This is a genomic window from Dyella tabacisoli (genome assembly GCF_003350925.1).
In the GTDB taxonomy this organism is placed as follows: domain Bacteria; phylum Pseudomonadota; class Gammaproteobacteria; order Xanthomonadales; family Rhodanobacteraceae; genus Dyella_C; species Dyella_C tabacisoli.
Genome location: NZ_KZ857184.1, coordinates 157,260 through 175,492 on the forward strand (window position 1 = coordinate 157,260; position 18,233 = coordinate 175,492).

At 61.9% G+C, this 18,233-nt stretch carries 12 protein-coding genes; 6 read left to right on the forward strand and 6 right to left on the reverse strand.

From position 1 onward, the window contains the following. Positions 1-56 precede the first annotated feature (56 nt). Positions 57-2,141: a M13 family metallopeptidase gene (locus DVJ77_RS19615; protein ID WP_114847222.1), complete on the forward strand. Its 2,085-nt coding sequence runs from the start codon at positions 57-59 to the stop codon at positions 2,139-2,141. Between the two features lie 75 nt (positions 2,142-2,216). Then, positions 2,217-2,705 (forward strand): DUF4019 domain-containing protein, encoded by a 489-nt coding sequence (locus DVJ77_RS19620; RefSeq protein WP_191983725.1) that lies wholly within the window; start codon positions 2,217-2,219, stop codon positions 2,703-2,705. A 90-nt stretch (positions 2,706-2,795) separates the two neighbouring features. Here the strand turns inward: DVJ77_RS19620 and murD are convergent, their stop codons facing one another. The 6 genes from murD to DVJ77_RS19650 all read right to left on the reverse strand — a co-directional run bounded on the left by murD (position 2,796) and on the right by DVJ77_RS19650 (position 11,473). Next, positions 2,796-4,154, reverse strand: a complete 1,359-nt coding sequence (gene murD, locus DVJ77_RS19625; RefSeq protein WP_114847223.1) for a UDP-N-acetylmuramoyl-L-alanine--D-glutamate ligase — start codon at positions 4,152-4,154, stop codon at positions 2,796-2,798. A gap of 18 nt (positions 4,155-4,172) precedes the next feature. Then, positions 4,173-5,516 carry a UDP-N-acetyl-alpha-D-muramoyl-L-alanyl-L-glutamate epimerase gene (gene murL / locus DVJ77_RS19630; protein WP_114847224.1) on the reverse strand — a complete coding sequence of 448 codons (1,344 nt, stop codon included), beginning with the start codon at positions 5,514-5,516 and terminating at the stop codon, positions 4,173-4,175. Positions 5,517-5,568: 52 nt separating this feature from the next. Continuing rightward, positions 5,569-8,190, reverse strand: a complete 2,622-nt coding sequence (locus DVJ77_RS19635; RefSeq protein WP_263853835.1) for a bifunctional aspartate kinase/diaminopimelate decarboxylase — start codon at positions 8,188-8,190, stop codon at positions 5,569-5,571. A gap of 150 nt (positions 8,191-8,340) precedes the next feature. Continuing rightward, positions 8,341-9,855, reverse strand: coding sequence for a fumarate hydratase (locus DVJ77_RS19640; protein WP_114847242.1), 1,515 nt, complete (start codon positions 9,853-9,855; stop codon positions 8,341-8,343). 159 nt (positions 9,856-10,014) lie between these two features. Next, positions 10,015-10,647 carry an outer membrane protein gene (locus tag DVJ77_RS19645; protein ID WP_114847226.1) on the reverse strand — a complete coding sequence of 211 codons (633 nt, stop codon included), beginning with the start codon at positions 10,645-10,647 and terminating at the stop codon, positions 10,015-10,017. Positions 10,648-10,843: 196 nt separating this feature from the next. Then, positions 10,844-11,473: an outer membrane protein gene (locus tag DVJ77_RS19650; RefSeq protein WP_114847227.1), complete on the reverse strand. Its 630-nt coding sequence runs from the start codon at positions 11,471-11,473 to the stop codon at positions 10,844-10,846. A 428-nt stretch (positions 11,474-11,901) separates the two neighbouring features. Between DVJ77_RS19650 and DVJ77_RS19655 the strand changes: the two genes are divergently transcribed. The 4 genes from DVJ77_RS19655 to DVJ77_RS19670 all read left to right on the forward strand — a co-directional run. After that, positions 11,902-13,824, forward strand: a complete 1,923-nt coding sequence (locus tag DVJ77_RS19655; protein ID WP_114847228.1) for a S53 family peptidase — start codon at positions 11,902-11,904, stop codon at positions 13,822-13,824. A 136-nt stretch (positions 13,825-13,960) separates the two neighbouring features. Next, positions 13,961-15,286 (forward strand): APC family permease, encoded by a 1,326-nt coding sequence (locus DVJ77_RS19660; RefSeq protein ID WP_114847229.1) that lies wholly within the window; start codon positions 13,961-13,963, stop codon positions 15,284-15,286. A gap of 204 nt (positions 15,287-15,490) precedes the next feature. Further along, positions 15,491-16,030 carry a (2Fe-2S)-binding protein gene (locus DVJ77_RS19665; protein ID WP_114847230.1) on the forward strand — a complete coding sequence of 180 codons (540 nt, stop codon included), beginning with the start codon at positions 15,491-15,493 and terminating at the stop codon, positions 16,028-16,030. Beyond that, positions 16,027-18,233: xanthine dehydrogenase family protein molybdopterin-binding subunit (locus tag DVJ77_RS19670; RefSeq protein WP_162791602.1), on the forward strand; the 2,207-nt coding region annotated here is incomplete at its 3' end. The genes DVJ77_RS19665 and DVJ77_RS19670, both read left to right, overlap by 4 nt.

Below are 18,233 nucleotides of genomic sequence, written 5' to 3' on the forward strand. Positions count from 1 at the left end.
CAAGCCCCCAAGCTAGAGCTATCGTGATCGCCTCTTAACGTATGAGGGTAGCGGTGATGCAGCGATTTCGATGGATTCTTACGGCAGCCGTGCTTGGCAGCGCCACGACCCTGGCCGCGGCAGATGCCCCCAAGCCAGCTCCCGCCTCCGCACCGACCAAGACCAACCCATCCGGGGTGGATCTGGCCGGGATCGATAAGGCGATCAAACCGGGCGACAATTTCGACGGTTACGCCAATGGTCAGTGGCGCAAGACGGCGGTGATTCCGGCGGATCGCTCCAGCACCGGCATCTTTCTGCAGGTGTTTCAAACCATCGAAAAGCGCAATGCCGAGCTGATCCGCGATGCCGGCAAGGGCAATCCCGCAGCCGGCACCCCGGCACGCAAGATCGCCGATTACTACGCCGCCTATATGGATGAGGCGACGATTCAGAAGCGCGGCATCGACCCGCTCAAGCCGGAGCTGAACAAGATCGATGCCATCAAGACGCCAGCCGATCTGGCGCGCGTATTAGGCGGCGGGCTGCGTGCCGACGTCGATCCGGTCAATGCGACCAACTTCAACACCGAGCACTTGTTTGGCCTGTTTGTCACGCAGGGCTTGGAAGATCCTTCGCACAACGTCGCGTATCTGCTGCAAGGCGGCCTGGGCATGCCCAGCCGCGATTACTACATCGGCGCCGACAAGGAGATGGTCGCGATTCGCAGCCAGTATCAGACCTATATCGCGGCGCAACTCAAGCTCGCCGGTATCGCCGATGCCGAAGCGAAAGCCAAGGCAATCTTTGCGCTGGAGACGAAGATCGCCCAGGCCCAATTAAGCTTGACCGACAGCGAAGACGTGCATAAGGCGAACAATCCCTGGCCGGTAACAGCCTTCGCCAAGAATGCGCCAGGGCTCGATTGGGCCAGCTACTTCGACGCCGCCGGACTGAGCAAGCAGAAACAGATCGTGGCCTGGCAGCCCGATGCCATTCGCAAACTGTCCGCATTGGTATCCAGCGAGCCATTGCAAACCTGGAAGGATTACCTCGCTTTTCACGCGATCAATCACAGCGCCGGCCTGCTGCCCAAGGCCTATGCCGATCTCAGCTTCGGCTTCTATGGGCACGCCTTGCAGGGCACGCCCAAGCAGCGTGATCGTTGGAAGCGCGGCGTCGGCTTGACCAACAACGACCTGGGCGATGCCGTCGGCCAGCTCTATGTGAAGAGTTATTTTCCGGCTTCGTCCAAGCAACAAGTGCAGCAGATGGTCAGCAACATCAACGCGGCCTTCGCCGAACATGTCGACACGCTTGACTGGATGACTGCCGCGACCAAAAAGAAGGCCAAAGAGAAAATCGAAACGCTGAAGGTCGGCGTGGGCTACCCCGAGACCTGGCGCGACTACAGCTCGCTCGACATTCGTCAGGACGATGCGCTCGGCAACCACCTGCGCGCCGAAGCGCACGAGTACCAGCATCAACTAGCCAAGCTCGACCAGGCGGTCGATCGCGGCGAGTGGTGGATGACCCCGCAGACAGTGAACGCGGTCAACCTGCCGTTGCAAAACGCGCTTAACTTCCCCGCGGCGATTCTCGAAGCACCGTTCTTCGATCCCAAGGCCGATGCCGCCGCCAACTATGGCTCCATCGGCGCGGTCATCGGTCATGAAATCAGCCACAGCTTCGACAACACCGGCGCCGAATTCGACGCTCAGGGTCGCCTGGCCAACTGGTGGACGCCGGAGGATCAGGCACACTTCAAGGCAGCCGGCCAGCGTCTGGTCGAACAGTACAACGCTTATGAGCCGCTGCCGGGGCTGCACGTCAACGGCCAGCAGACACTGGGCGAAAACATCGCCGACGTCTCCGGCCTGGCGATTGCCTATGCCGCTTATCACAAGTCGTTGAATGGCAAACCCGCGCCGGTACTCGATGGCTTGACCGGCGACCAGCGCTTCTTCCTCGCCTTCGCGCAGTCGTGGCGCACCAAGACCCGCGACGCCGCCTTGCGTCAGCAGCTAGTGGCCGATGGGCATGCGCCGGGCGAGTTCCGCGCGCAGACCGTGCGCAATATCGACGCCTGGCATGAGTCGTTTACGCCGAAGGCAGGCGAAAAGCTTTATCTGGACCCCAAGGCGCGCGTGAAGATCTGGTGATAACGGGACACCGCCGTGCCGCGTGCTAACGTTGCCCGCGCACGGCGGCCGTGTCGGCCGTCTAGGGAGTCCACCATGTCCGCAAAACTCTTGCTGCCTGCCCTCTTGCTCAGTACCGCTTTCGCCGCCCATGCACAGCAGGCGGCGAAAGCAACCGCTCCGCCCCAGGCAACCAACACGCCGACGCCTGAACAACAGGCTCAACTGGCCAAGCAGAATCAGCAAATGGCTCAGGCCGCGACTCAGGTGGCGCAGCAGATCGATCAGAACAAAGCGGGCGACATATGGGATGGCGCATCCACCATCGCCAAGACAGTCGCCACCAGAGACGCATTCATCAAACAGACGGCGGCAGATCGCAAGACGCTAGGCACCGTAAAGACACGCACCGTTGTGGCAGTGACCCGCAGCCAGTCGAACGGCCAGAAGATCCCGGCCGGGGTCTATATCAATGTGGTCTTTGCCACGGAGTTCTCCAACGCGACCCAACCCGTGCGCGAGCTGATCTCGTTCCATCTCGATGGCGACAACACCTGGCGGCTTGCCGGTTATACGTTGCATTGACGGCGCCACGACAGGCGGACATCGTCAACCGCTGCGCCGGCACCGTAGACGCGCCGGCCATCGGAGATGTCGCCCGCAGCACTGGATACGTCAGCCGATACCCAGCCCTTCGATACCGGAGATCGCCTGCCCGTCGAAACCGGCCATCTCGGCGAAGCGGCGACCGCGCTCGGTGAAATCGTGGAATTGGTCGAAACTCGGTGCACCGGGCGATAGCAGCACATAGCCACCGACCGGTGTGATTTCACGCGCCTTGGCTACGGCGGCGGATAAATCGGCCACCTGTTCAAAAATGCAGTTCAGCGGCTCCGCTTGCAGTGCCGCCGTCAGGCGAACGCTATTTGCACCTTGCACGACCATGGCATGCGGCGGATGTCGTCGTATCGCTGCGGCGACATCCGACCAATCCACACCGCGATCATGGCCGCCCAGAATCATGGTGACCGCCTGGCCTTGCAGGCTCATCAGCGCGGCTAACGTAGCCTGTGGCGTGGTGCCGATGGAGTCGTTGATCCAGCACAGGCCATCGCGCTCGCCCAATGGCTGCAGCCGATGCGGTAAAGGGTGGAAGCTGGCCAGTGCCGGCGCGGCCTTGATGGCATCGAAGCCCATCACTTCGAGCGCGGTCAGCGCGGCGCAGGCATTGAGTGCGTTGTGCTCACCGGGAACCGGCAGCCGAGTAGCCGCGAACACGTTGACCTCGGCACGGCAAATAAAACCATCGCGCACGTGCCAGCCCTGCGGCTGACCGAACAGCAAGCGCTGCGGGTGGTTGGAGGTTTTGTCCAATAACGTGGTTTGCAGGCCATTCACCAGCAGGCGTTGCGCGGCATCGGCGAGTTTGAGCTTGTCGGCTACGTAGCGCTCGCGCGAGCCGTGCCAATCCAGATGCTCTTCGTACAAGCTGGTGACGATGCCGAGCGCCAGCGGCCCGGCTTCGCCGGTCTGAAAGCTGGATAACTCGATAACCCACAACTCGGCGGATTGGCCGTCCAGCTCAAGCAAGGGCATGCCGATATTGCCGGCCAACGCCGTGCGTATACCCAAGGACCGCGCCAGATGCGCCAGCAAGGCGGTGGTGGTGCTTTTGCCCTTAGTGCCGGTTATCGCCACAACGTCGGCTGACGGGTTCTCGGCAAACCATAGCGCGGTACCGGAAGTCACTTGCAGCCCGGCCTCGCGCGCAGCCAGCAGCGCAGGTTTGTAAGCGGAGACACCGGGGGATTTCACGACGACGTCGAACGCGGCCAGTGCGATCGCGTCGGGCTCGTGCCCATGCACGCTGAGCGCGGCGTCGAAAGCCTGCGCGGATGCCACTTCGCCTTCGCTGCAGAACAGCGTCAGAGGCAACTGCGGCAACCGCTTGCGCAGCGCCTTGATCGCCGCTTGCCCTTCGCGACCGAAGCCCCAGATGGCGACGCGTTTGTCGGCCAGATCAGCGATGCGCATGAATAACCTTTCGATCGATCAATCGAATACGGCCAGCGCAGGCAACAGCCGCGCGGGGATGCGTTGCTCACCAGCGGGCTCAAGCCATGGCTCTAAAGCCAATTGAGCGACATCGAGCTGCGGCAGAATTTCACTGCGGAAGCGCGCTACCAGGGCGTCCTCCTGCCACTCCGGGCGCTGGCTCAAGGCATACAAGGCAGCACGTGCCTCAGCCCCTTCGCCTACACACTCGAACGGTTTGTGGTCTTGGTATTCCAGCAGCGCATCGAAGCCGGCGGCCAGGCTTTCATCGTCGAGCAGGTTACGGCCGAAAATGGAAAGCAGGCGCGGCTTGGGCAAAAACGGCGCCAAGGCAAGAAACACGAAATGGCACTTCGGGCATTGCCCGCACCAGCGATCGGCCGGCTTGGGGCCCAGCAGTTTGAAGTTGCGATTACAGCTAGAGAACACATCGAAATACGGTGTGAGCTTGGCGAAAGCGCGCGTCACCGCCAACTCGGAATACGGCCGCAGCAGCGAACAGTAATCGAGATCGGCAGCCACGTGGCTGTGCAGCCAGTCGCTCAACAACTGCTCGAAGGCGTAACCCTTGCTCCATTGGTGATTCACTTGCTGGCCTTCGTACTCCAGCGTAGCCACCGAGGCGGAGCGTTCGTTGGCGAAAGCGATGCTGTCGTATCCGTAGAGAATCGCCGCCAGCGAAAGAATCGCCGAATTCACTGCCGTTACCGGAATATGCCCGTTCCACGCGCCCAGCCGATTCAACTCGAATAATCCGGGCGCCAACTCGCGCTGGATATTGAGCGTGGGCAAACCCGTACGCTCGGCACAGGCGGCGATCAAGGCGGAATTGCCGATCCATACGGCGGTGGCTTCGCCGGCGATCGACTTGACCGCCTCTACCGCCACCAGCGAATCCTTGCCGCCGCCGATCGGCACCAGCGTGCGTTGCGGCAGGCCCAACTTTCCGGCGACCGGTTTGGCATGGCCGCCGCGTGGAAATGCGATGCGTCCACGCAGATCCAACCCGTTGCGATACGCGAACTCGGCCAGCCCATGCAGATACAAGGCATCGAGCAAATCGGCCGTACTGTCGTCCAGCAGCTCGCCGCTCACTTCGATTTTCGGCGGCACCCCGGCCTTGTAGTAGCTGACACCGGCAATCAGATGCAGCAAGCGCAGCGCAGCGTTGAAGGCGTCCACATGCGTGGCCGGTAGCGTCGGCGCATGCGGAAAACGCACGCGCTCGATCAGCTCCTCGCCATCATCGAAGGCATAGACCAACTCGGCCACGCCATCGGCATAGCTTGAGCGTACAAAACGGAATACCTGGGTCAGACGCGGTTGGATCACATTGCTCACTCTTTAAGTCTGTATCGCCCTACTCCCTCCCCTTATTCGGGGAGGAAGACGCTCAATCGATGATGATTTCTTCAGCCGCATCGCGCATGTTGTACTCCGACGACATCACCTTGCCATAGGCGCCGGCCTGGGCGATCAGCATCACGTCACCCTCTTGCGGCTCGGGCAGGCGGCGATCGGTACCCAGCACGTCGCCGCTTTCGCAGATCGGGCCGACGATCTGAAACAGGCCGGTGACCGGCTCGTCCAGGCGAGTGAGATTGACGATTTCATGCCAAGCCTCATACAGCGCGGGACGAATAAGGCTGTTCATGCCGGTGTCGATACCGAGATAGCGTAGCGCGCCCTTGCCCTTTTGCTGGGTGACGCGGGCAAGCAGTACGCCAGCATCGGCCACCAGGTAACGGCCGGGCTCCATCCACAGTTTGTAATGCGGGTAAGCCGCCTTGACCTCGCGCAATACGCGATCGAGCGCGGCGATATCCAACCGCGCCTCGCCCGGATGCGAAGGCACACCAAGGCCGCCGCCAATGTCGATAAAGGCCACGCTGCCGATGCGCTCAGCCAGGCTGGCGAGCTGACTGTAAACCTCGCCCCAGTGAGCCTCGTCGAGAATGCCCGAGCCCAGGTGAGCATGCAGACCGCGCACGATCACACCGTGCGCATCGGCCAGCTTGAGGAAAGCGTCGATGGATTCCACCGGCAAACCGAACTTGCTGCCGCTGCCGCCGGTGCGTACTTTTTCGTGGTGGCCCAGACCTCGTCCCAGGTCAATCCGCAGCACGATCTCGCGACCACGGAACAGCTCGCCCCAATGCGCCATCGGATAAAGCGAATCGAGCGAGACGGTGGCGCGAGTATTCAAGGCCCAGGCGTAGTCTTCGCGCGGGGCGAAGTTGGGCGTGAACAATAGCGGTGCCGACTCCGGCACGGCCGCCATCACGGCCTTCAACTCGCCCGGCGAGACGCATTCGAAACCGAAGCCCTCCTCGGCCAGCGCACGCAGGATGTCTGGATGGGTATTGGCTTTCACCGCGTAATGCAGCCGGTCGACGGCGGCCAGTGTTTTCAACTCACGCGCTTGATGACGCACGGTAGGCAGATGGTAGACATAGCGCGGGGTCGCTTGCGCGCCCAATGCCAGCAACTGCTGACGGCGCTCCGTGCGCCACCAGGCAGCTTCCGGCACCAGCGCTTCGCCGCTGCCGTACAAGGCTTGCCAGCTTGGCCCGAACAGCGCGCTGTCGTCGGTACGCAGGGCGCCGGCGGCAATCAGCAGATCGTGCAAGTGCGGCAGCAGCTCGTCGACCACGTTCTCGTCCACCACGAAGGTGAGGTTGAGATTGTTGGACGACTGCGAAATCAAATGCACACGCAACTGACCGAACTCGGCCAGCACGCCGGACAGCGTGTGCAACATCGAGCGCATGCCGCGGCCGACCAGGGTAACCGCCGCGCACGGCGCAATCACCTTCACTCGGCAGACCTTGGCCAGATCACTGGCCAAGGCCGCGATGGCATCGGAGTCGAGCAGGTTCTCGGTGGGGTCGAGCGAGACCGTGACATTGGTCTCGGCCGAGCTGATGAGGTCCACCGACAAACCATGTTGCTTGAATTGAGTGAACACGTCGGCCAGAAAGCCGACCTGCTGCCACATGCCGACCGACTCCATCGACACCAGGGTGATGCCTTTGCGCGCACTGATCGCCTTGACGCTCGGCGCGTGCTCGCGCACCTCCGGGCCGATCACGGTGCCGTCCAGCTCAGGCCGGTTGGTGTCTTTGATAAGCAGCGGTACGCGCGGCTCGCGCAACGGCGACAGGCAGCGCGGGTGCAGCACCTTCGCGCCGGTGGAGGCGATTTCCTGGGCTTCTTCGTAATCCAGCCGCTGCAGCAGGCGCGCACCGGCCACCTGGCGCGGATTGGCGGTGAACATGCCGGCCACGTCGGTCCAGATTTCCACCCGCAGCGCCTTCAGCAGCGCACCGAAGTACGAGGCCGAGGTATCCGAACCACCACGACCGAGCAAGACCGTGCGCCCCTGTGCTTCACGCGCGATAAAGCCCTGGGTAATAAACACCTCGCCGAGTGCGCCGAGTCGCGCGGACAAGGCGGGATCGGGCTTGGCCTCGACCATTGCCGAAAGCAGCTTGCTGCGCTCGTTCTGGTTCGGCAGCGCCACCGCCGCCAAGCATTCGCGCGCGTCCAGCCACTGCGTGGGCAAACCGCTATGGGTGAGAAAAGATGCCCCCAGCGCACTCGACAGCAGTTCGCCATGCGCCTGCACTTTGGCAGCCCAGGCCAATTCGCCCATCGCCGCAGGACCTTCTTCGGCCAAGCGGGCGAGATCGCCTAGACGCGCGGCCAGCGTATCGGGCAACGCCAACTGCATATGCTCAAGCAGCTCGTAGTGCCGCTGCGTGATCGCCTTGGCCGCTTCCATGCGTTTACCCTGATCGCCCTGTGCGCACAGATGTTTGAGCGCATCGGTGATGCCGGAGAGGGCGGACACAACCACCAGCACGCGTGCGCCTTCGGCGCGGCGGCTGGCGACCAGCTCTTGAATGTTCTGCCAGCGCGGCAAAGTAGCGACACTGGTGCCGCCGAACTTCATCACGATCCAGGGCTTATCAAGAGCGGTGGCGTCGGCAGATAGCGACGCAGGGGTTTGCAGGCTCACGGTTTCTTCGCGTCAGTCGTTGGGAAATAGTTTCGGAGTGTTGCGCCGCAGCAGCACGATTGCAATGGTGCGGCTGCCTGGTGCCGCGGCTTTGGCAGGTTTGGACGTCCAGATCGCCAAAACCTGCCGGTACCTGATGTCAGCTCAGGCGACCACCACCGGAATTTTACCGATACGCGCCTGCCATTCCTTCGGCCCGGTCTGGTGCACCGAGGTACCAAGCGAGTCCACCGCCACGGTCACCGGCATGTCTTGCACCTCGAACTCGTAGATGGCCTCCATGCCCAGATCGGCGAAGCCGACCACACGGCTAGCCTTGATCGCCTTGGAAACGAGGTAGGCGGCGCCGCCCACCGCCATCAGATACACCGATTGATGCTTCTTGATTGCCTCGATGGCGGTCGGGCCGCGCTCGGCCTTGCCGACCATGCCGAGCAGGCCGGTTTGCGCCAGTACCTGTTCGGTGAATTTGTCCATGCGGGTGGCCGTGGTCGGGCCAGCCGGGCCGACGACTTCGTCGCGCACCGGATCGACCGGGCCCACGTAGTAGATAAAGCGTCCACGGAAATCCACCGGCAATGGCTCGCCCTTGTTGAGCATCTCGACCATACGCTTGTGCGCGGCGTCGCGGCCGGTAAGCAGCTTGCCGTTGAGCAACAGCACTTCGCCGGGCTTCCAGCTCGCGACATCGGCCGGGGTCACGCTGTCGAGATTCACCCGACGGCCTTTGCTGGCGTCGTAGGTAAGCTGCGGCCAGTCTTTCAGCGACGGCGGATCGAGCATCACCGGGCCGGAGCCATCGAGGGTGAAATGCGCATGGCGGGTGGCGGCGCAGTTGGGTATCAGCGCCACCGGCAAGTTGGCGGCATGGGTCGGGTAATCCTTGACCTTGATATCGAGTACGGTGGTGAGCCCGCCCAGGCCTTGGGCGCCGATGCCGAGCGCATTGACCTTGTCGTACAGCTCGATGCGCAATTCTTCGGCGCGATTGCTCGGGCCGCGCGCGATCAGGTCCTGGATATCGATCGGCTCCATCAAGGCTTCTTTCGCCAGCAGCATGGCTTTCTCGGCGGTGCCGCCGATGCCGATGCCAAGCATGCCCGGCGGACACCAGCCGGCGCCCATCGTCGGCACGGTCTTGAGTACCCAATCGACAATCGAATCGGACGGATTGAGCATGGCGAACTTGGACTTCGCCTCGGAGCCACCGCCCTTGGCCGCGACGATCACATCGAGGGTATCGCCCGGCACGATCGATACATTGATGACCGCCGGGGTGTTGTCCTTGGTATTGCTGCGCTTGCCGGCCGGATCGGCCAGCACGCTCGCGCGCAGCTTGTTGTCGGGGTCGTTATAAGCGCGGCGTACGCCCTCGTTGACCATGTCCTCCAGCGACATCGTGGCATCCCAGCGCACGTTCATGCCGACCTTGAGAAACACCGTGACGATGCCGGTGTCCTGGCACAACGGCCGATGGCCTTCGGCGGCCATGCGCGAGTTAATCAGGATCTGCGCCATCGCGTCTTTCGCGGCAGGGCTTTCCTCGCGCTCGTAGGCGGCGGCGAGGTTGGTGATGTAGTCCACCGGGTGGTAGTAGCTGATGTATTGCAGAGCGTCGGCAACGCTTTGAATAAGGTCGTCTTGCTTGATCGTGGTCATGGCGGCGGCTGTGGCTACGTGGATGGGGTAGCGCCGCAAACCACCGGTTTGCAACGCATAAGCCGCCTATTGTGCCGCAAGCGGGTCAACCGACCAAAAACAACGGCCGCTCAAGGCGGCCGTTGCGGTACTTCAAGCATGCGCTTTGAGAGCCGGCGCTTAGAAGTTGAAGCGGTACTCGCCGAACACCGAGTACATCGCGATGTTGGTGCTGAGCTTGTTCACGTCCGACGAATTGCCGTTGCTGTGGTAATTGTCGTAGTTCACGCCGACGCTGAATGCCTTGTTGATGTTGTAGCCCACGCCAACGCCAACGTACTCACCGGTGCCGGTGGTGGAAGACGAGCTGCGGAAATTGCCGCCGGGGGTGTAGGCACGGAGCTGGAACGCGTTGTGCGCACGGTACCAGCCACCGCGAGCGGAGACGTACCAGTTGTCATTGATGTTGTAGTTGAGGTTGCCGCCGAGCAGCCAGCCGCGGCTCTTTTGCTTCAAGTAGGACTGACCGAGGCTGTTGGAGAGCTTGCCTTCGGCGTTGCCGAGGTTCACGTAACCGGCCTCGACACCGTAGTCGACCACGCTGTTCCAGCGATAACCGATGCGCAGCGCGCCGGCGGCGTCTTTCTTGTCGAGACTGCTCTGGACGCCAGGGATACCGCTGGCCGGGTTGCTCACGCGGTAGTCGGACGTGCCGAGGTTACCGTTGACGAAAAAATTGCCGGTATCGGCAAACGAGGCGGTCGATGCTGCGCCGAGGGCCAAAGCCACGGCGACCGTCTGAAACTTATTCATGGGGGAACTCCATTATATTTTTTTGAAAGTCCACCGCTCGAACCACAGATGGGGGATGTCCGAGCGGGACGCGCATTGTAAATATTCTGTAATGAACAACAAACAACGACACTCAAAATAGCTTCAACTAATTGTTTATGAAAACAAAAACGGCCGCACAAGGCGGCCGTCCCATAACTCAAAACAAAAGCAAAAATCAGCGGAAACGGTATTCGGCGAAGACCGAGTACATGCCGACGTTGCCGGTGATGTCCTGGCTCACGTTGCCAATACGGACATTCGACTTGGCGTGATAGTTGTCGTAATTCACACCGAGGCTGAAGTTCGGGGTGAAGTCGTAACCTGCGCCGACGCCGGCGTACCAGCCGTTACCCGTGTCGTTGGTGGAATAGCTCGATGCGCCAGCGTTGGGGAAATTTACCCGCGTCTGAAAATCGGTTTTGGAACCGAACCAGCCACCGTGAGCGGAGACATACCAGTCGCCCGCAAAACGATACTTACCGTTCGCACCGAGCAAAAAGCCCTTGACCTTGACGCTTTGGCTCACGTTGTAAAACAAAGCGTCGTATTTGTTCGTGAGCTTGCCCAGATCGACATAGCCACCTTCCACACCGAAATCCACGGTGTTGTACCAGGTGTAGCCGAACCGCACGGCAGCGGCCGTATCGGAGCGGTCGCTCCAATCGTGTCTGCTGGCACGGTACTCCGACTGACCTAGATTGCCGTTGACGAAGAAGCTGCCGTCGATGGTGTCGGCAGCGAAAGAAGTGGTTGCGGCAGCAGCCAATGCGACAGCCAAAGCGGCCATCAAAATACGCTTGGTCATACATGATCCCTGTAGTTGGTGATTGCGCTCTTTCGCGAGTCCCGGCGAAGAGGGCTGCGGATTATAGAAATTTCTTGCGCCAAAACAAGTCAGCGCAGGCCGCGTTGCGCTGTAGGCATGCGATGAATGCGTGACCCGATCGCTTTCACGCCATGTTTCAGGTGCGAATCCGCTGAATTTCGCAAAAATTTGCGCCACACAGACACTTTCACGAAACGCTCACTCGCGCTAGCGTTGCGCCGGTCAGGGCGGTGTCAGTCGACAGGGGGACGTGACCGCAAGGACAGCAACACGTAGTTAGGGGTTACTGGTTTTATGTAGATGCGCTTCACGGCCTGGCCGAAGTGCGGTGGCGGTGTCTTCACGATGCCGTCACGGATTCATGTCGCCGCTTCGCGTCAGAGTTCTTCGCTACAGGAGACAGTCACATGTTTACGCAGTTGCATCGCAAGTCCCTCACCACCGCTCTCGCCCTGCTGCTTTGCGGCGTTGCCGGCACATCCGCTGCGCGCGATGTACGGCCGGCACTCGATATGGGAACGGCCAATACGGCGCAAACCGTCAACGTTACCCTGGTGCTCAACCTGCATCATCAGGAAGCGCTGGAGAATTATGTCTATCGAACTGTGACGCCCGGCGATCCGGCGTATCACAAGTTTCTCAGCACCGCCGAGTTTGCCCGACAGTACGGCGCCACCGATGATGAAATCGCGCAGGTGCAGGCTTTTCTAAAACACAACGGTATCGCCACTACCGAAGTGACGGCCAATCACCTTGCGATCAAAACACGCGGCACCATCAGTCAATTCAATAACGCCTTTCAAACCACGATCCGCGACTACCAATCGAGCGAAGGCTCGCACTTCCATCGCCCCAGTCGCGAACCGGTATTGCCGTCGGCGCTGGCCGGCACCGTGGTGATGGCCGCCGGCCTCAGCACCGAGGCGAAATATGTCTCGCATCACATGCACTCCAGCCTCGCCTCGCCGCAACTGACCAAGCTCGCCCCGATGGCGAACGGCCTGCTGACGAATAAGGCGGCCACCAACGGCACCGCTACCGGCGTGCCGGGGCAGTACACGGTGGGCGACGTCGCCAACTTCTACAACATCAACCCGCTGTACAACGCAGGCGTCACCGGCAAGGGCTCGACCATCGGTATCGTCACGCTGGCCGACTTCTACCCAGCCGATGCCTACAGCTACTGGAACATGATCGGGCTGGTTACCAAACCCAATCGCATCACCCAGATGCATGTGGATGGCGGCGGCGTCATCAGCGGCGCGGCAGGCAGCGGCGAGACCTCGCTCGATGTGGAGCAATCGGGTGGCCTGGCGCCCTTCGCCGATGTGCTGGTGTATGACGCGCCCAATACCGATGCCGGCTTTCTCGATGCGTTCAATGCAGCCGTCTCGGACAACCGCGCCGACACGATCTCGGTGAGCTGGGGCAACCCGGAGGTGTTCTATTACAACTCGCTACTCACCGGCGGCGACTTCACCGGTGAATTGCGCAGCTTCCATCAGATGTTTCTAGAGGCCGCCGCGCAGGGCCAATCGATGTTCGCTGCCACGGGCGACTCAGGTGCTTACGACACGGTACGTGCGCTAGGCCACCAGTTGTTCAATGCGCCGCTGACCGTCGATGCGCCTGCCTCTGATCCGTTCATCACGGCAGCGGGCGGCACCACCACGCCCTTCACTTTTCAGTTTGCCGGTGGGCCGGTTGCTTCGATCACCGAAGAGGGCGTATGGGGCTGGGATTATCTGCAGACCTATCTCGACAAGGTTCGCCCAGGTCGCTATGACTTGTTCTCGGTGGGCGGCGGCGGCGGCGTAAGCATATTCTGGCGGGAGCCGTTCTATCAGCAATTTACGCGCGGCATTAAACGCACTGAGACGAATCAGTCACTGATTGCGCAGAACCCGAGCCTGGTCTTTCCTGGCAATACGCAAACCACACCACTGACCCTGCTGACCCTGCCGGGTAACTTCCGTGGCCGTAACGTGCCGGATGTTTCGTTGAACGCCGATCCTGAAACCGGCTATATCGTCGTCTCCACCGCTGACGGCGGCGTCGGCAGCGGCAGCGGCGGCACCAGTTTCGTGGCGCCTCAGCTCAACGGCATTTCCGCTCTGCTCACCGAGAGCTCGGGCCATCGCGTCGGCTTCTGGAATCCGCAGATCTACTTCCTGCAGAACGCTTTTGGCTACGGCCCGTGGTCGGCTTTCAACGACATACGCGCCGGGGACAACTGGTTCTATCACGGGGTACGGGGCTACGACCCGGGTGCGGGTATCGGCACGCTTAACGTGACCAATCTCGCGCTGTTCTTGGGTAGCGGCTTCTAACATAGCAACGTCTAAGGTATGAAAGCCCTCCCCTGCTTGCGGGGGAGGGCCGGACGGTAAAAAAGCCCCCTAGAGGACTTGCCGTCGCCCGAGTCAACCGCCATGCTCGACTGCGGTTTCCCGCAGCGAAAAATTCATGAGCGACTCATCCTCGTCCGGCGGTTACATCCGCCGGCTCGGTCTGTGGGACGCCGCCCTGATCGTGGTCGGCGGCATCATCGGCGGCGGCATCTTTCTCAACCCCGGCATCATCGCGCAACGCACCAACTCGGGCCTGGCGTTGCTGCTGATGTGGGTCGGCGCCGGCGTACTCACCTTGATCGGCGCGCTCTGCTACGCCGAACTCGGCGCACGCCGCCCACGTGCCGGCGGCAGTTATATCTATCTACGCGACGCGCTGGGGCCGTTGGCCGGCTTTCTGTTCGGCTGGACCATGTTGCTGGTGATCTACTCCGGCTCGGCCGCTGCCGTGGCGACGGTGTTCGCCAGTTATTCGGCAGCGGTGTTTGGTTTACCGACGACCGCGATACCGCCACTGGCGGCCGGTGCGCTGGTGTTCGTGGCCGGCATCAATCTGTTCGGTCTGCGCCTGGGCGTGCAACTGCAGAATCTGTTCACCCTGCTCAAACTGTTGGCGGTGGCGATGCTGCTGGTTTGCGGTTTGTTTTTAGCCGGCGTGGGTAGCGGCAGTCATTCGATATTCGCGGTAGATCCGGCGCGCAGCGGCGTCGGCTTCATGGGCGCGGCGCTACCCGTGTTGTTCGCTTACAGCGGCTTCACCTATCTCAATAATCTGGCCGGCGAAGTACGCGAGCCGCAACGCACCCTGCCGCGCGCTTTGTTTGTCGGCATGCTGCTGGTGATCCTGATCTACGGGCTGGTCAACGTGGCCTATCTAGAGGTACTCGGACACGCCGGCCTCGCCGCCAGCCGCACGCCGGCTGCCGACGTGATGCAGCAGGTCGCCGGCCCGCTGGGCGCCAAATTGATGGCTATCGGCATAGCGATATCCACGCTGGGTTTTTGCAATATCACCCTGGTCGCAGGTGCACGGGTGCTGCAGGTGATGGGCGCGGACGGCTTGTTCTTTCGCAGCGTGGCGCAGTTGCACCCGAAGCATCACACGCCCAATCTGGCCCTGCTGCTGCTCACCGGCTGGGCCTGTGTACTGGCGCTATCCGGCTCTTACGGTCAACTGCTCGATTACGCCACCTTCGGTGACTGGCTGGCCTGCGCTTTCGGCGTAGGCACCTTGTTCTGGTATCGCCGCCATGACCACGGCCCGGTCGATTTCCGCGTGCCGGGCTATCCCCTGCTGCCGCTGCTGTTTATCGCTACGGTGGGGCTGGTGGTGGTGCAAAGCCTGCGCGACAGCCCGCTCAACACCGGCATCGGCGTGCTTATCATGTTGTCCGGCGTACCGGTTTATTGGGTATGGCAACGGCTGTTTAGCGACAAGTAATGGTTTGGAGGATGGCTTGCGACATGCCATCCCCATCCGTCGCAACCAGCCTCCAGCCAGTGGGCAGCATGGTTTTGAAACATCTCAAAATGCCAGGCGCTACTGAGCTTGCGCCTCCACCACCGCTACTCAATCCACACCCAAGGTAGGCTGCCCACCCCACGCGATGCCACAATGCGCGCGATACGTGAGGAGAATTTCCCGATGGCGCACGCGCAAGTCCCGGTTCCACCCGACATTTCGAACAGCAAAATCGTGCAGGAGAAAGCGCGCGAGGGTGTCGACCTGGAAATCAACGGCAAGCGTTTTCGCCATACCGGCGACGAACAGATGCCGCTGCTGTGGTATCTGCGCGACGTGCTGCAGCTCACCGGTACCAAGTACGGCAGCGCACACGGCGGCGATGGCACCGACCTGGTGCTGGTGAACGGCAAAGCCGTTTCCGCGATCACCGTGCCCATGAAGGACCTGGCCGACAAGATGGTCATTACCGTGGAGGGGCTGGCCAGCACCGACGGTAAACTGCATCCGCTGCAGCAAGCCTTTATCGACGAAGACGCCATCGGCTGCGGCTATTGCACGCCCGGTTGGCTGATCGCCGCGAAAGAGCTGATCGATCGCAAGCGCGACCCCTCCGATGCCGATATCGACCAACTGCCGAACCTATGCCGTTGCGGCTGCCAAACTCGGGTACGACGCGCGATCATGCGCGCCGCCGCCGCACTCAACGGAGGCCGGGTATGAGCGGCACGAACGGGCTTTCGCGCCGCGGCTTCCTCAAGGTGCTCGCCGGTACAGCCGGTGCACTGGTGGTTGGTATCCCATTTGCCGCAGCGGCCGACGCACCGCTGCCACCGGCTTTTCTAGGCGACACCCTCTACGGCCTCGGCGTTTATGTGCGTATCGATGCCGACGGCAATGTGCTGATCGGTGCGCGCGACCCCGACAGCGGCACCGGCAGTGCCACCACCCTGCCCCGCATCATCGCCGATGAACTCGATGCCGACTGGCCGCGCGTTACCGTGGTCCCGCTTGGTCTCGGCGTGGAAAACGGCAATGACGAGCCGAACTGGATCTACGGGCACCAACTCGACGGCCTCGGCACCTCGACTCCCGCCGCCTGGTCCGACCTGCGTCAAGTCGGCGCCTTGGCGCGCTGGCTGCTATTGCAAGCGGCGGCCCGCCAGCTTGGCGTACCGGCTGAGCAACTGCAGACCAAGGCCGGCATGGTGATCGCAGCCGATGGCCGTCGCCTTGGCTATGGCAGCCTGGCCGAAGCTGCCGCCAAGATCTCGCCGCCGGCGAATCCGGTGCCGCTTAAAACCCCCGACCGCTATACCTTGATCGGCAAACCGGCCGGCGACGTCGATGCACACGCCTTTGTCACCGGCCAGGCGCGCTTCGCCATCGACCACCGCTTCGGCGATGCCCTGGTCGCCGTGCTGGTGCACTGCCCATGGCCCGATGGCACGCTCGATGGCATCGATGCCACCGAGACCAAGGCCGTCAAAGGCGTAGTGCAAGTGTTGCCGCTGATACCCGAGCCAGGCCAGCCACTCGGCAGCACGGTGATCGCTCCGGCCGTTGCGGTGTTGGCCGAAGATACCTGGTCTGCGCTACAGGGCCGCGCCAAGCTCAAGCTGCAATGGAAACCAGGCGCCAGCAACACTGAAAACAGCGCCGCGCTGGAATTGCAGGCGATCGACCTGCTCAACGACAAAAACCACGCGCCGACCACGCGGGTGCGCAACGACGGCGACGTCGATGCAGCCAACAAGAAAGCAGCCTTCCGCGTCGAGGCCACCTATCTGCAGCCCTGGTTGGCGCACACCACCGCCGAGCCGATGAACTGCCTCGCACGCATCGACAAGGACCACGCTCTGTTGATCGCCCCCACCCAGGCGCCGCAACAAGCCTGGGCCGTCGTGCAGCGACTGACCGGCTTCAAACCCGACCAGATCGAGATACGCGTACCTCGCATCGGTGGTGGCTACGGCCGCCGACTCGATCACGACTATGTCGCCGAAACGGTGATGCTGGCCAAAGCCGCCGGCAAGCCCGTGCGCTTGCTATGGACACGCGACGAAGACTTCACCCACGACTTTTACCGCTCCGCCAGCGTCCACAAACTCACGGCCACGCTTGACCACAAGCGTCAGGTCATCAGTTGGAATCAGCGCATGGCAAGCGCCTCCGCGCGCGCGCGCCGCGGCGTACCCGAGCCACGGCTATGGACGTCCGAACTCGATGCCAACCAACTGCCGGCCGGCCTGATACCGAATTACCGCAGTGACTGGTACGCCCTGCAGTCGTCGATACCGGGCGGCCACGCTCGCGGCATGCCGCATTTGAACAACGCGTTTGCAGTCGAGAGTTTCATCGACGAAATCGCCCACTCGCTGAAAGAAAACCCACTCGACACCCGCTTGCGCCTGCTCGGCCAGCCACGGCAAATACCGCTACACGGCCTGGGCACCACCATGGACACCGCACGACTCACCAACGTGCTCAATCTGGTCGCCGAACGCATCGAGTGGAAAAACTGGCTACGCACCGTCAACGGACTAGGCATCGCCTGCTGGCACATCAACGGTGCCTACGTGGCCCATGCGATCGAAGCCTCATTGCAGCGTGACAAGCTGACCATTGAGCGGGTCGTATGCGCCGTCGATGTAGGCCGCGCGATCAACCCGACCGGATTGGAAGGCCAAATCGCCGGCGCCACGCTCGATGCCCTATCGACCGCGCTCAATCTCGCGATCACCTTCAAGAATGGCCAGATCCAGCAACGCAGCTACAAAGACTATCCGCTGGCCAACATGGCTCAGCTACCCAATAGTGTGGAAGTGATTGTCGTGCCTGGTGACCGCGATCCTACTGGGGCGAGCTTTTTGGCTATGCCTAGTGCGGCGCCTGCGTTGGCTAATGCGGTGTTTCGCGTTAGTGC

Coding starts and splice junctions, on each gene's coding strand:
- DVJ77_RS19615 (WP_114847222.1), top strand. CDS start 57: ATGCAGCGATTTCGATGGATTCTTACGGCAGCCGTGCTTGGCAGCGCC.
- DVJ77_RS19620 (WP_191983725.1), top strand. CDS start 2,217: ATGTCCGCAAAACTCTTGCTGCCTGCCCTCTTGCTCAGTACCGCTTTC.
- murD (WP_114847223.1), bottom strand. CDS start 4,154: ATGCGCATCGCTGATCTGGCCGACAAACGCGTCGCCATCTGGGGCTTC.
- DVJ77_RS19640 (WP_114847242.1), bottom strand. CDS start 9,855: ATGACCACGATCAAGCAAGACGACCTTATTCAAAGCGTTGCCGACGCT.
- DVJ77_RS19645 (WP_114847226.1), bottom strand. CDS start 10,647: ATGAATAAGTTTCAGACGGTCGCCGTGGCTTTGGCCCTCGGCGCAGCA.
- DVJ77_RS19650 (WP_114847227.1), bottom strand. CDS start 11,473: ATGACCAAGCGTATTTTGATGGCCGCTTTGGCTGTCGCATTGGCTGCT.
- DVJ77_RS19655 (WP_114847228.1), top strand. CDS start 11,902: ATGTTTACGCAGTTGCATCGCAAGTCCCTCACCACCGCTCTCGCCCTG.
- DVJ77_RS19660 (WP_114847229.1), top strand. CDS start 13,961: ATGAGCGACTCATCCTCGTCCGGCGGTTACATCCGCCGGCTCGGTCTG.
- DVJ77_RS19665 (WP_114847230.1), top strand. CDS start 15,491: ATGGCGCACGCGCAAGTCCCGGTTCCACCCGACATTTCGAACAGCAAA.